The following is a 12,627-nucleotide window of genomic DNA, read 5'->3' as shown; positions in this document are numbered from 1 at the left end:
ACAATAAGTTTTAAAATAGGATTCAGCTGAAAAATACGTTAAAATAGTAAAAGAAAATAAGACTCAAGCATATAGATAGAGAACAGGGAGGAATTATCATGGCTCAAACAGGTACAGAGCGTGTGAAAAGAGGTATGGCAGAAATGCAAAAGGGCGGCGTCATCATGGACGTCGTGAACGCGGAACAGGCGAAGATCGCCGAGGAGGCGGGAGCTGTAGCCGTTATGGCCCTCGAACGTGTACCGGCAGATATCAGAGCGGCCGGAGGGGTTGCCCGTATGGCGGATCCTACCATCGTAGAAGAAGTGATGAATGCTGTCTCCATACCGGTAATGGCAAAAGCGAGAATCGGTCATATCGCTGAAGCACGTGTTCTTGAAGCGATGGGTGTGGACTACATTGATGAAAGTGAAGTCCTCACACCTGCGGATGAAGTATTCCACATTAAAAAGACCGACTATACCGTTCCGTTCGTATGCGGCTGCCGGAACATCGGTGAAGCGACCCGTCGTATCGGTGAAGGAGCGTCCATGCTTCGTACGAAGGGAGAACCAGGAACAGGAAATATCGTAGAAGCTGTGCGTCACATGCGTGAAGTGCAGGGACAGATCCGTCGTCTTCAGTCCATGCAAGAAGATGAAGTGATGGTTTACGCAAAGGAAACCGGAGCGCCGTATGAACAGTTGCTTCAGATCCGTGAAGAAGGCCGTCTTCCGGTCGTGAACTTCGCGGCAGGCGGAATCGCTACCCCTGCGGACGCAGCTCTCATGATGCAACTCGGAGCGGACGGTGTGTTCGTAGGTTCCGGTATCTTCAAATCACACAATCCGAAAGAATTCGCACGTGCGATCGTGGAAGCGACGACGCACTATGATGATCATAAACTGATCGGTGAACTCTCGAAAGGTCTCGGCACTGCTATGAAAGGTGAAGAGATGAATGACGAGACGGACCGTATGCAGGAACGCAGTGAATAGATAAAGGAGACATGCAAACATGACTACGATCGGTGTACTTGCCCTTCAAGGAGCTTTCCGGGAGCATATCCGCTCCGTGGAAGCTTCAGGGGCGGCAGTAGTGACAGTTAAACGTAAAGAGCAGCTGGATATGATTGACGGACTGATTATTCCGGGGGGAGAAAGCACAACGATGCGTCGTCTCATCGATAAGTATGAGTTCCTCGAACCGATCCGCGCTTTTGCGGACGCCGGGAAACCAGTGTTTGGAACCTGTGCCGGACTGATTTTACTTGCTTCTGAAATTGACGGGTCCTATGACGTACACCTCGGAGTTATGGATATGAGCGTCCGGAGAAACGCTTTCGGACGTCAGCGGGAAAGTTTCGAAGCGGATCTTGATATCGAAGGCGTTGCCGAAGGGTACAATGCCGTATTCATCCGTGCTCCTTATATCGAGCGAGTCGGTAAAAATACGAAAGTTCTCGCCAGCTATGATGGCCATATCGTAGCGGCGCAGGAAGGTCATCTTCTCGCCTGTTCCTTCCATCCGGAACTGACCGATGATCATCGGCTGACGGAACATTTCGTGAAAATGGTGGAAAAGTCGAAACAGACTCTTGCATCGTGAAAAAGAATCGGCTACTCTATAAAGTAAGTGGAAAATGAAAAACGCGAAGAACGGACTTAGTATCATTCAGTGTTCTTTAAGAGAGTCAGTGGCTGCTGAGAACTGACAGAAGCTGAGTGAGAATCCATCCCGGAGCGGCTGGTGATGAATCAGTACGGTACCTCTCCGTTACGGAGGTCGAGCCGGAAGAGTGTATGCTCTTCAATCGGGGTGGTATCGCGGGAAGCTAGACTCTCGTCCCTTTTCATAAAGGGATGGGAGTCTTTTTTGATTTCATGGAAGATAGTGGAGGACAGGTAAGCAATCAGATGAAGGAGGATGAATCATGCTGGATTTGAAATACGTAAGACAGAACTTCCAGGACGTGAAAGAAAAATTACGGGACAGAGGCGAGGACCTCTCCGACCTCGATTCTTTCGAGGAGCTGGACGAAAGACGCAGGGTGCTAATCCAGGAAAGTGAAGACCTGAAAGCGAAGCGGAACGAAGTATCCAAAGAAATTTCCCAGTTGAAAAAAGAAAAGCAGGACGCAGACGATAAAATCAAAGAAATGAGAGAAGTGGGCGACCGGGTGAAAACACTCGACGCGGAGCTTAAAGAAATAGAGGATCGTTTGCAGACCCTTTTACTATCGATCCCTAATATCCCGCATGAGAGCACACCGGTCGGAAGTGATGAAGAGGACAACGTAGTTACGCGGGAGTGGGGAGAAGTGTCTACTTTCGGTTTTGAGCCGAAAGCTCACTGGGACCTCGCCGGAGATCTCGGTATTTTGGATTTTGAACGTGCAGCCAAAGTTACCGGAAGCCGCTTCGTCTTTTACAAAGGGGCGGGAGCGAGACTTGAACGCGCGCTCTTGAACTTTATGATGGATTACCATGCGGATACGCACGGCTATGAAGAAGTATTGCCTCCGCAAATCGTAAACCGGGATTCCATGACCGGCACCGGTCAGCTCCCTAAATTCGAAGAAGATGCGTTCAAAATCGAAGACTGGGACTACTTCCTGATCCCGACTGCAGAAGTTCCGGTTACCAACTATCATCGTGATGAAATTCTTTCCATCGATGATCTTCCGAAGAAAATGGTGGCCTTCAGTACAAATTTCCGGTCGGAGGCGGGTTCTGCCGGACGTGATACCCGTGGGCTTATCCGTCAGCACCAGTTCAATAAAGTGGAGCTCGTTCAATTGGCGAAGCCTGAAGACTCCTACGACAAGCTCGAAGAATTGACCGGGCACGCTGAAAAAATCCTTCAGCTGCTCGAACTTCCTTACCGGGTCATGAGTATGTGTACCGGCGATCTAGGCTTCACAGCCGCGAAAAAGTACGATATCGAAGTATGGATTCCGAGCTACGAAACGTACCGTGAAATCAGCTCCTGTTCCAACTTTGAAGCATTCCAGGCCCGTCGTTCCGGGATACGCTTCCGCCGGGAGAAAAACGGCAAGCCTGAATTTGTCCATACACTGAACGGTTCCGGCCTTGCGATCGGCCGTACGGTAGCGGCCATTCTGGAGAATTATCAGCAGGAAGATGGCACAGTCTTCGTCCCTGAAGTATTACGTCCTTATATGGGTGGCAAAGAAGTTATAGATTAATTATGGAACAGAGCGGTCTCAGCGTTAACTTGCTGAGGCCGCTTATTTTGCAGGAAGGAAGAGTGAAGGGAAAGTTGCCTGAATGAAAAGAGGGGAGAGAAAATTGATTAAATTATCCTGTTTCTATTGACGGTATAGGGGTGGCATGGTATATTACTAATTGTCGGTCACACGGAGGAGTACCCAAGTTCGGCTGAAGGGAGCGGTCTTGAAAACCGCCAGGGGGTTTACGCCCCGCGGGGGTTCGAATCCCTCCTCCTCCGCCATATTATTAAAACAAGCGCGCATATACATTCGGAGAAGTCCGGAATAAATCGTTACTTCAGAGTAACGGTTTTTTTATTTTGGCTACGCTGAAAATAAATATTCAGGCGGACGCTTTCCGCGGGCATGACGCGGGCTTCCGGAACCTCTCTACGTTCGATTCCGGTGGTTTTTAAGTTCATGCTTATCCCGCAGGCGTCTCCACCCTTCGTTCTGAAATCAACAACAGGCTTTAACAGAGCTGTTCATAAAGAACCGGTCCCTATTCTCTAGAGCAGGGGCCGGTTCTTTTTGTTGTCATCGATGATGAACTGATTTCTTCCACCTTTTTTCGCCTGGTAAAGAGCCCGATCGGCACGTTCGAGAAGCTCGTGCATCGATTCTTCCGCTCTTCTGCTCGTTCCTCCGAGACTTACCGTCAATCTCCCGTGGTGAAATTGATAAGCAGCGACTTGTTTGCGGATCCGTTCCGCTATATTGTGTAACATGTCTTCTGTAGCGGTGGGAAAAATCAGCAAAAACTCTTCTCCCCCGAAGCGGATCACGACATCATGTTCACTCGTCGTAGTCATGAAAATACGTGCCAGTTGTTTCAATGCGAGGTCCCCCGCCTGGTGCCCATGAGTATCATTGATCTGTTTAAAATGATCGGTGTCTACAAGCAAAATGGAAAAGCGAGTACCCTTCTGCATTTCTTCTAACATTTTTTCCTCTCCGAATCTCCGGTTCTTCAACAAAGTGAGCGGGTCCGTCGTCGCTTTATCTTCGAGTTGCTGATTGATCTGGAGGAGTTCTTTTCTTTTCACTTCATAATCTTCCATTACCTGTTGTAAATCTTCATAGGCTTTCCGCATTTCTTCAGCGATCCGTTCGGTATTATGTTTCTGGGAAAGTAATTCGTTTTCATAATAATCCCGCATCTTCATTTGTACAAAGATACATTCAATATTGTTTTTTCGCCGGTGCGCGTTAATAAGTACTGGAATACGGGAACCGGACTTTGTACACAGAACGACATATAATTCTTCCACTGTTTCATGAATCGCCAGCGTAGGAAGAAAATACGTCTCTGCATACAGCTGGGAAGCGCGTGTCAGCAAAGAATAAAAGCTGTCATCTTCCCAAGTCTCTTCGGTCGTCAGCCATGTTCGGAGCGTTTCGTTCATTTCCAGAATGGTACCCGAAACGGAGAGGAGAAGATAACCGGCCGGGGCATGATTCAGCTGCTCTTCCATAGTTTTTGTTCCACATATTCTTTGATTTGATGCGTCACTTCATCAGGGTTACTGATATGAGGGTTGTGTCCTTCCGCTTCCATTTCGATATGCTCACTATGTGGGAGATGCTTACTCAAATAGGTGCCTGCCTCTTTGGAAACGATGGTATCATCCTTCGTCTGCAACAGGAGAGAAGGAACGGTATTCCTTTTCAACTCATCACGCATATCGAGGAAAAAGGTCACTTCCGCAAATTGCCGGATGACTTCCGGGTTCTGATCGGCGAACATTTCTTCGAGTTCCTCCGTCAATTTCGGCTGATCCGTGTTTTTCATGGAAATCGGCGCCATATACTTCGCCCATTCCTGATAATTACGGTCGATCATGGCGAGGAGTTCCCGGATGTCCTCATTTTCAAATCCTCCCTGGTAATCACCGTCATTCAAGTAATGGGGAGAAGAGCCGATCATAATATTAGTCCGGAGAAGATCAGGACGTTCGATTGCTACTTTCAATCCGATCATCCCACTTACGGAGTGACCCACGAAAATAGCCTCATTGATATTCAGCTCATCGAGGATTTCAATGATGTCTTCAGCGTAGCCATCTATGGAATTGTAGCGCTCACTCGAATAAGCTTCTAAGCTGGAACGACCTGAACCGACGTAGTCGAAAAGAATGACCTGGTAGGCCTCGAAGAAATCGGGAATGATATATTCCCATACTTGTTGATCACATCCGAAACCGTGCGCGAAAATGATCGGGGTCGTGCCATTTCCGTATATTTGCACATTGTTACGCTTTCTTATTTTCATAGTTATCATCCTTTGCTACAGAGAATTCATACTGCTACTGGTATCTCCAGTTTACCACAGTTTCTGTACAATTCTTAATAGGGGGAACACATGATGGAAAATGAATATTTATTAGATGAATCACTCGGGTACCAACTTTTTCAGGCCTCACGACTCATGAATGCCAGGCTGAATCAGAATTTCAGTGATCATGGCTACACGCTCACTTATGAACAATGGCAGCTGCTGAGTCGCCTTTATGAGGGGGAAGGAAAGACCCAGCGTGAGCTCGCCGTTTTGATTGAAAGGGATCAGGCCGGTGTATCAAGACTACTCGGCAGAATGGAAAGGAACGGGTATATCTATCGCCGTCTGGAAAAAGAGAATAAACGTACAAATCATATTTACCTCACCGATTGGGCCAAACAGGTGAAACGTGAATTGAATGACCTGGCCCTTGCTACAATCGAAGAAGCTTCCGAAGGGATAAGTGAGCAAGAAAAAAAAGCAGGCCAGCTCTTTCTCGAAAAAGTACGGAATAATCTAGGAAGCAGTTGACACCCTGATTGAGAATTGCTATCATTTACTTGTGATTGAGAATGATTATCATTTTTATCTGAGGTTTCTTCTTTTTTGGTTTTATATTGTCTAGACAAGGGTTTAAATGGAAAAAAGAGGAATGAGGATAGTTAGGAAGTATGGATATGAAATGGTTGGTCGCAGGTTTTCTTTTAGTGTTTTTTTCGATTCTCTCCCTTTTCATCGGAGTCTCCGAATTATCGGTGATGGATATTTTCTCACTAAGCAGCGAAGAGAAAGACGTGCTTGTCGTCAGCAGGATCCCGCGGCTGATCAGTTTGCTTATTGCCGGAATGAGTATGAGTATCGCCGGTCTGATTATGCAACAGCTCAGTCAGAACAAGTTCGTATCCCCGACGACGGCAGGCACCATGGATGCCGCGAGGCTCGGGATTCTCGTCGGCATGCTGTTGTTTCCGGCCGCTACGATGATGCAGAAAATGCTCGTAGCTTTTCTTTTCGCTCTTGCCGGCACCTTCGTTTTCATGAAAATTCTCGATAAAATAAGATACCGGGACGCGGTTTTCATACCGCTCGTCGGGCTCATGTTCGGGAATATCGTCGGCTCCATCACCACGTTTCTCGCTTACCGCTACGATCTTATACAAAGCGTAGGGACCTGGCTCCACGGTGATTTTTCGATGTTGATTGAAGGTCGATATGAACTATTGTATATAAGCGTCCCGGTGGTGATCATCGCTTACATATTCGCGCATCACTTCACCATCGCAGGTATGGGAGAGGACTTCGCCTCCAATCTCGGCCTCAGTTATCAGAAGGTCGTATATCTTGGTCTCGGACTCGTAGCGCTCATTACAGCCTCCGTCGTGCTGACTGCCGGGATGTTGCCGTTTCTTGGTCTGATCGTCCCGAACATCGTCACCATCTATCAGGGCGACCATCTCAGAAGCAGTATTTGGCAGACGGCGATACTCGGAGCTTTGTTTGTGCTTGTGTGTGACATAGTGGGGCGAGTGATCATCTATCCGTATGAAATATCGATCGGTCTGACTGTCGGGGTGCTCGGCAGTGGCATCTTCCTTTATTTGTTGTTAAGGAGACGGTCCTATGGGTTATAACAAAAAATTAGTCCTATTGCTGTCTCTGTCCGTTCTGAGTATCGTTTTATTCGTTTTCTGGGATATCGGGGAGTACTGGGATTACGCGCTCCCGAGACGCTTGGAGAAGGCGTGGGCCATCGTAATGACCGGTGCAGCCATCGCGACGTCTACGGTAATTTTTCAGACGATCACGAACAATCGTATTCTCACGCCGAGTCTGATCGGGTTCGACTCCCTATATGTTCTTCTCCAGACAGCCATCGTCTTCTTCTTAGGTGGAGGGACGCTGGTGATGATGAACAACCAGTTCCACTTTCTTCTGTCTGTCGGACTTATGGTCGTATTCGCCCTGCTGCTATTTCTGTTCATTTTCAAACGGGAAGGGAAAAATATTTATTTTCTACTGCTGATCGGAATCATTCTCGGCACATTTTTCAGCAGTATTTCAGACTTTCTGCAGGTGCTGATCGATCCGAATGAATTCCTTATCGTGCAGGACGCGATGTTTGCAAGCTTCAATAACACCAACACGGAACTGCTCCTGCTCGGAGGCGTACTGCTTCTCTGTGCGACGTTATATCTGCTCCGCTATGCGAAATATCTGGATGTCCTTTCTCTTGGAAAAGAGGAGGCGGTCAATCTCGGCGTGGATTACGATGGAGTTGTGAAGCGGCTTCTCGGCATCATCGCAGTATACGTAGCCGTTGCAACAGCACTTGTGGGGCCGATCACATTTCTCGGCCTCATCGTTGCCAACGTCGCTCATGAAGTATTCAAAACGTATCGTCACAATTATCTGATTCCCGGGGCTATTTTCGTCAGCATTTTCAGTCTGCTGACAGGCCAGTGGTTCGTGGAACATATCTTCACCTTCTCAACGACGATCAGTGTCATCATCAATTTCATCGGCGGTATCTATTTCATCTATCTTTTAATAAAGGAGAATGACGCATGGTAAATGTGAATAATGTATCCAAAACCTATCAGGAAGTGAAAGTGGTGGACGGTGTCTCGGTGCATATCAAAAAAGGGAAAATCACGTCCTTCATCGGATCGAACGGTGCCGGGAAAAGCACGCTCCTGTCGATGGTGAGCCGGCTCATTCCGAAAGATGAAGGGTCGGTGCTCCTCGATGGGGAAGAGATCACGTCCTACGATAACCGGGAATTGGCCAAGCGATTATCCGTGTTGAAACAGTCCAATAACATCAAGGTCCGGATTACGGTTCGGGAACTGGTGAGTTTCGGACGTTTCCCTTATACACAAGGGAAGCTGAAGGATGAAGATAAGAAACTGATCGACGAGTCGATTCACTATATGAACCTGGAAGCTTTCGAAGACCGCTTTCTGGATGAGTTGAGTGGCGGACAGAAACAACGGGCGTACATAGCGATGGTCATCGCCCAGGATACCGATTATATTCTGCTCGATGAGCCGCTCAATAATCTGGATATGAAACATTCGAAGCAGATTATGAAAGCACTACGGCGTATGGTGGATGAGCTCGGGAAAACGGTGGTGATCGTCATCCATGATATTAATTTCGCTTCCTGTTATTCCGATCATATCGTAGCTTTGAAGGACGGGAAGTGTGTATATGAAGGAACGACGGAAGAAATGATCAGCAATGACGTGCTCCGGGAAGTGTACGATATGGAATTCAACGTATGTAAGATAGATGGCAATCGTATTTGTGTGTTTTTCACCTGAAAATATTTAAAAAGGAGAGGTTTATATGAAAAAATTATGGATGGTAGTGAGTCTTGTCGTGATGATGGTACTGGCAGCGTGCGGAAGTTCGGAGGAAGAAGCGGATGCTTCTGCTGAAGGGGGAGAAAAAGAAACCGTAACGATAAAGCATGAACTGGGGACGACAGAGGTCGAAAAGAATCCTGAAAATGTAGTCGTCTTTGATTTCGGGGCGCTCGACACGCTTGATACGCTTGGAGTAGAGGTAGCAGGTGTGGCCAAATCGAGCACCCTCCCTGATTATCTGTCCAAATATGAAGAGGACAGTTACGAGAATATCGGAAGTCTGAAAGAACCCGATTTTGAGAAAATCAACAGTATGGAACCGGGACTGATCATCATTTCCGGTCGTCAGTCAGGCGCGTATGAAGACTTGAGTGATATCGCTCCTACGGTTTATGCTGGCGTCGACAATGAGAATTACATGGAATCTTTTGAAAAGAACACAAGGGCACTTGCGAAAATCTTTGATAAAACAGAAGAAGCGGATGAGAAAATTACGGAAGTGAAGGATTCGATTGCCCAGGTGAAAGAAGATATGCCGGAAGATAAAGCCGGACTCGTTACACTTACGACAGGTGGCAAAGTGAGCGCCTATGGCCCCGGCTCCCGTTTCGGCCTCATTCATGATGTGTTCGGTGTACCGGCTGCGGATCAGGAGATCGAAGCTTCGACACACGGGATGAGCGTCACGTTCGAGTACATCGCCGAGACGAACCCTGATTATCTGTTCATTATCGATCGTGACAAGGTTGTGAGCGGTGAAAGTCAGGCGAAGAAACTTTATGATAATGAACTTGTCGACCAGACAGAAGCCAAGCAGGTGTATCTTGACCCGGCGGTGTGGTATCTTTCCGGAGGCGGCTTGAGGTCGACGGAAAAAATGGCGGAAGAAATATCGGCGGGCATGAGCAAGTAACCCTTGATTAACAAAAGTGACCCCCTGCGCAACGATGTGCACAGGGGGTCACTTCTATATTTTCAGGAGATTGAATCAGGAAACTAGGAAGTCGGCAGGTGACTTGCTCTCCATTTGCGTGCTTGCTGAATGAAATGGCCGATTTTCTCCAGAATCGGTTCGACACTTTCTTCATTATTGAGAAGGTCGTAGTCCGCGATATTGAGGCGAAGGACCGGGCAGGCATTGAAGTCGTCGATCCAGTCTTCATAACGGTTATACATTTCCTCCCAGTACTCCACCGGTGTTTCCTGTTCCATCGGACGGCCGCGTTCCTGGATGCGTCCGACGACATCATCGAGAGACCCTTCGAGATAAATAAGAAGATCCGGATGAGGGAAGTAAGGAGTCATGACCATGGCATCAAACAGACTTCTGTATGTCTCGTAGTCCGTCGGTGACATTGTCCCTTTGTCATAGTGCATCTTGGCGAATATACCTGTGTCTTCATAAATGGAGCGGTCCTGGATGAAACCTCCGCCATATTCGAATATTTTTTTCTGTTCTTTGAAGCGTTCCGCCAAAAAGTAGATCTGCAGATGGAAACTCCATCGCTCGAAATTTTTATAAAAGTTGTCCAGGTAAGGGTTCTTTTCCACTTTTTCGAAAGAAGTGCGGAAATTGAGAGCCTCAGCCAGGGATTTTGTCATTGTAGATTTACCTACGCCTACTGTACCTGCTACGGTGATGACACTGTCGTGCGGGATCCCGTATTTTTCCCTTCTGTTCATTTGATCACTTCTCCTTTATTCATATGGGCTTTGATTTCCTCCAGGATATAGTCGAGATCACTCTGATGTTTGACGAAATCGAAGTTATCGCCATTCAGACGTATGACCGGAATATCGGGGTGTGTATTCTCGAAATGGTCCATAAACGTTTCGTAATCTTCGGAGAGCTGATGGAGATACTCCGGCTGGATGTTGGCCTCCACATCCCGGTTTCTCATCCGTATGCGGTCGAACAGGGTGTCGAGACCGGCATGCAGATAAATGACCATGTTCGGACGCGGCATATCCCCGGTCAGGATATCAAATATGCGGGAATATTTCCGGAACTGATCTTCTTTCAGGGTCCGCTGTGCGAAAATCATATTTTTCGATATGTGATAATCCGCGACGACGGGCTTGCCTTCCTGTAGAAATTTTTTATCTATGTCTTCAAGCTGTTTGTACCGGTTGCAAAGGAAAAACATCTCTGTCTGAAAGCTCCACTCTTCGATATCATCATAGAACTTACCGAGAAACGGATTCTCTTCCACGATCTCTTTCAGTAAGTGAAATTCGAAATGAGCGGCTATTTTTTTGGAAAGAGAGGTTTTTCCCACTCCAATCGGTCCCTCCACAGCGATGAAAGGTAGTTGAGCCATTGGTTTTCCTCCTTCAGTGAAATCCGTTCGAACAGACAAACTATATTTTATCACACACATATAGGGGAAGGAACGGGAACAATCATTTTGTCTTTGCAGAAATGAAAAATGATAGTATAATAGCGATTATGCCCCCGTAGCTCAGGGGATAGAGCATTGGTTTCCTAAACCATGTGTCGCAGGTTCGAATCCTGCCGGGGGCATTTACGCGGCGACATATCGCGATTTATATCCGTAGCCTCATGCGAGAAGCTGAACGTAAGCACTCCGCAGGCACACGGTTGTGATCGCATAAAAACGTACCTCCTTTTCCGTCTATGACCGACGGGAAGGGAGGTTTTTTTTTCGTGCCAAAAATGCGGAGGACAACGGTTCATGCCGAGTTAGGAAATACGGCTTTGAACCTTACGTTGCCGGAGGCGTTGGAGTACGTTTATGCGTTTAAGCAGTCGGAGGGGCTACGACCGGAAACGATGAAGGACTACCCGTTGTTATGGCGTTACTTCACGGAGTATTTAGCCGAGCATGAGCCGGACGTCGAGCGAGTAGAGGATATAACTACGCAGATTATACGAAAATACGTCGGTTACTTACAAAACGAGCATTACAACGAAAAACGGCAGGCGTATGGACTCGCACCGGCAACGATCAACATTCGACTACGTATATTAAGGTCTATTTTCAACGTCCTTCACTCGGAGAACATCGTCAACAAAAACCCGATGGTTGGAGTTAAGCTACTCAAAACGGACGAGGACAAGTTCACGCCGTTTACAAAGGACGAGTTGCACCGATTGTTAAAGCAGCCGGACGTAAAATACTACGCCTCTTTCCGTGACCTGGTAGCGATGTACCTTATGTTAGATACCGGCATACGAGCGAGGGAAATATTTAACCTCGAAATGCGGCACGTTGATTTTAAAATGCGGTGTCTCACGTTGACCGGAGATATTACGAAGAATCGGAAGCCGAGGATATTACCGTTATCGAACGAAGTGATCCGGCTACTCATGGAGTTAGTTTCCGAGGTGAAGGCGAATTTTGCGACGGAGTATGTATTTACGTCGAGCCGAGGTGAGCGATACAGGGCGAATAGTTTTCGGAAGAGGCTATACAACTATCGCATTTCCGCAGGCATAGAAAAGCCGGTTAGTCCGCACTCTCTCCGGCACCAGTTTTGCACCGACTATATCCTAAACGGCGGGGATTTATTCACGCTGCAACGGATCGCCGGCCACGAGAATATAACGACCACACGGAAGTATATTCAATTCACGTCGGAGGACATTAAACGCAAACACGCCGAGTTTTCTCCGGTGGTGGCATTACGGAAGAAGTATCGAAGGTAAAAAAGACAAAAGAAAAACCCGGTGCGGAAACACCGGGCAACGGGTAGACACACAGAATACCCTATAACGATTGTATAGGTATTGTACCATTTTAAAAATA

The 12,627-nt window shown here is 47.4% G+C and carries 13 protein-coding genes, 2 tRNA genes and 1 other annotated feature; of the genes, 11 read left to right on the top strand and 4 right to left on the bottom strand.

What is annotated here, in order from left to right; translation table 11 throughout:
• Positions 1 to 98 precede the first annotated feature (98 nt).
• The 4 genes from pdxS (at position 99) to BW944_RS11125 (ending at position 3,453) form a co-directional block, all read left to right on the top strand.
• Positions 99 to 977: a pyridoxal 5'-phosphate synthase lyase subunit PdxS gene (gene pdxS / locus BW944_RS11140; protein WP_076559690.1), complete on the top strand. Its 879-nt coding sequence runs from the start codon at positions 99 to 101 to the stop codon at positions 975 to 977.
• A gap of 19 nt (positions 978 to 996) precedes the next feature.
• Complete coding sequence (pdxT, locus tag BW944_RS11135) at positions 997 to 1,587, top strand: pyridoxal 5'-phosphate synthase glutaminase subunit PdxT (RefSeq protein ID WP_076559687.1); 591 nt, start codon at positions 997 to 999, stop codon at positions 1,585 to 1,587.
• Positions 1,588 to 1,624: 37 nt separating this feature from the next.
• Positions 1,625 to 1,832 (top strand) — a binding site (T-box leader).
• Between the two features lie 80 nt (positions 1,833 to 1,912).
• Positions 1,913 to 3,187 (top strand): serine--tRNA ligase, encoded by a 1,275-nt coding sequence (serS, locus tag BW944_RS11130; protein ID WP_076559685.1) that lies wholly within the window; start codon positions 1,913 to 1,915, stop codon positions 3,185 to 3,187.
• Between the two features lie 173 nt (positions 3,188 to 3,360).
• Positions 3,361 to 3,453: transfer RNA gene (locus BW944_RS11125), tRNA-Ser, on the top strand.
• 267 nt (positions 3,454 to 3,720) lie between these two features.
• On the opposite strand, the gene BW944_RS11120 is transcribed toward BW944_RS11125, so the two are convergent.
• Positions 3,721 to 4,686 carry a GGDEF domain-containing protein gene (locus BW944_RS11120; RefSeq protein WP_076559682.1) on the bottom strand — a complete coding sequence of 322 codons (966 nt, stop codon included), beginning with the start codon at positions 4,684 to 4,686 and terminating at the stop codon, positions 3,721 to 3,723.
• Positions 4,671 to 5,483 carry an alpha/beta fold hydrolase gene (locus tag BW944_RS11115; RefSeq protein WP_076559680.1) on the bottom strand — a complete coding sequence of 271 codons (813 nt, stop codon included), beginning with the start codon at positions 5,481 to 5,483 and terminating at the stop codon, positions 4,671 to 4,673. Before BW944_RS11115 ends, BW944_RS11120 begins: the two co-directional genes overlap by 16 nt.
• Before the next feature lie 93 nt (positions 5,484 to 5,576).
• On the opposite strand from BW944_RS11115, the gene BW944_RS11110 reads away from it, so the two are divergent.
• The 5 genes from BW944_RS11110 to BW944_RS11090 all read left to right on the top strand — a co-directional run bounded on the left by BW944_RS11110 (position 5,577) and on the right by BW944_RS11090 (position 9,770).
• Positions 5,577 to 6,020, top strand: coding sequence for a MarR family winged helix-turn-helix transcriptional regulator (locus tag BW944_RS11110; RefSeq protein ID WP_234983174.1), 444 nt, complete (start codon positions 5,577 to 5,579; stop codon positions 6,018 to 6,020).
• Positions 6,021 to 6,160: 140 nt separating this feature from the next.
• Positions 6,161 to 7,120, top strand: a complete 960-nt coding sequence (locus BW944_RS11105) for an ABC transporter permease (RefSeq protein ID WP_076559676.1) — start codon at positions 6,161 to 6,163, stop codon at positions 7,118 to 7,120.
• Positions 7,110 to 8,060 carry an iron chelate uptake ABC transporter family permease subunit gene (locus BW944_RS11100; RefSeq protein WP_076559674.1) on the top strand — a complete coding sequence of 317 codons (951 nt, stop codon included), beginning with the start codon at positions 7,110 to 7,112 and terminating at the stop codon, positions 8,058 to 8,060. The genes BW944_RS11105 and BW944_RS11100 overlap by 11 nt, the downstream gene beginning before the upstream one ends.
• On the top strand, positions 8,054 to 8,812 hold the full coding sequence (locus BW944_RS11095; protein ID WP_076559673.1) for an iron ABC transporter ATP-binding protein: 759 nt from the start codon (positions 8,054 to 8,056) through the stop codon (positions 8,810 to 8,812). Before BW944_RS11100 ends, BW944_RS11095 begins: the two co-directional genes overlap by 7 nt.
• 25 nt (positions 8,813 to 8,837) lie before the next feature.
• Complete coding sequence (locus BW944_RS11090; protein ID WP_076559671.1) at positions 8,838 to 9,770, top strand: siderophore ABC transporter substrate-binding protein; 933 nt, start codon at positions 8,838 to 8,840, stop codon at positions 9,768 to 9,770.
• An 83-nt stretch (positions 9,771 to 9,853) separates the two neighbouring features.
• On the opposite strand, the gene BW944_RS11085 is transcribed toward BW944_RS11090, so the two are convergent.
• Complete coding sequence (locus tag BW944_RS11085) at positions 9,854 to 10,540, bottom strand: deoxynucleoside kinase (protein ID WP_076559669.1); 687 nt, start codon at positions 10,538 to 10,540, stop codon at positions 9,854 to 9,856.
• Positions 10,537 to 11,178: a deoxynucleoside kinase gene (locus BW944_RS11080; RefSeq protein WP_076559667.1), complete on the bottom strand. Its 642-nt coding sequence runs from the start codon at positions 11,176 to 11,178 to the stop codon at positions 10,537 to 10,539. Before BW944_RS11080 ends, BW944_RS11085 begins: the two co-directional genes overlap by 4 nt.
• 130 nt (positions 11,179 to 11,308) lie before the next feature.
• On the opposite strand from BW944_RS11080, the gene BW944_RS11075 reads away from it, so the two are divergent.
• Positions 11,309 to 11,381 (top strand) — tRNA-Arg (locus BW944_RS11075).
• A gap of 153 nt (positions 11,382 to 11,534) precedes the next feature.
• Entirely contained in the window at positions 11,535 to 12,527 is a 993-nt protein-coding gene (locus BW944_RS11070; RefSeq protein ID WP_076559871.1) for a tyrosine-type recombinase/integrase, read from the top strand.
• Positions 12,528 to 12,627: the final 100 nt, after the last annotated feature.

This window comes from Salimicrobium flavidum (genome assembly GCF_900156645.1).
Lineage (GTDB): Bacteria > Bacillota > Bacilli > Bacillales > Halobacillaceae > Salimicrobium > Salimicrobium flavidum.
The sequence above is the reverse complement of the archived record's forward strand: the minus strand, read 5'-3'. Positions and strand labels throughout refer to the sequence as shown.

What these genes read in the sequence shown, in the direction of transcription:
- pdxS (WP_076559690.1), top strand. Translation starts at nt 99, where the DNA reads ATGGCTCAAACAGGTACAGAGCGTGTGAAAAGAGGTATGGCAGAAATG.
- pdxT (WP_076559687.1), top strand. Translation starts at nt 997, where the DNA reads ATGACTACGATCGGTGTACTTGCCCTTCAAGGAGCTTTCCGGGAGCAT.
- serS (WP_076559685.1), top strand. Translation starts at nt 1,913, where the DNA reads ATGCTGGATTTGAAATACGTAAGACAGAACTTCCAGGACGTGAAAGAA.
- BW944_RS11120 (WP_076559682.1), bottom strand. Translation starts at nt 4,686, where the DNA reads ATGGAAGAGCAGCTGAATCATGCCCCGGCCGGTTATCTTCTCCTCTCC.
- BW944_RS11115 (WP_076559680.1), bottom strand. Translation starts at nt 5,483, where the DNA reads ATGAAAATAAGAAAGCGTAACAATGTGCAAATATACGGAAATGGCACG.
- BW944_RS11110 (WP_234983174.1), top strand. Translation starts at nt 5,577, where the DNA reads ATGGAAAATGAATATTTATTAGATGAATCACTCGGGTACCAACTTTTT.
- BW944_RS11105 (WP_076559676.1), top strand. Translation starts at nt 6,161, where the DNA reads ATGGATATGAAATGGTTGGTCGCAGGTTTTCTTTTAGTGTTTTTTTCG.
- BW944_RS11100 (WP_076559674.1), top strand. Translation starts at nt 7,110, where the DNA reads ATGGGTTATAACAAAAAATTAGTCCTATTGCTGTCTCTGTCCGTTCTG.
- BW944_RS11095 (WP_076559673.1), top strand. Translation starts at nt 8,054, where the DNA reads ATGGTAAATGTGAATAATGTATCCAAAACCTATCAGGAAGTGAAAGTG.
- BW944_RS11090 (WP_076559671.1), top strand. Translation starts at nt 8,838, where the DNA reads ATGAAAAAATTATGGATGGTAGTGAGTCTTGTCGTGATGATGGTACTG.
- BW944_RS11085 (WP_076559669.1), bottom strand. Translation starts at nt 10,540, where the DNA reads ATGAACAGAAGGGAAAAATACGGGATCCCGCACGACAGTGTCATCACC.
- BW944_RS11080 (WP_076559667.1), bottom strand. Translation starts at nt 11,178, where the DNA reads ATGGCTCAACTACCTTTCATCGCTGTGGAGGGACCGATTGGAGTGGGA.
- BW944_RS11070 (WP_076559871.1), top strand. Translation starts at nt 11,535, where the DNA reads ATGCGGAGGACAACGGTTCATGCCGAGTTAGGAAATACGGCTTTGAAC.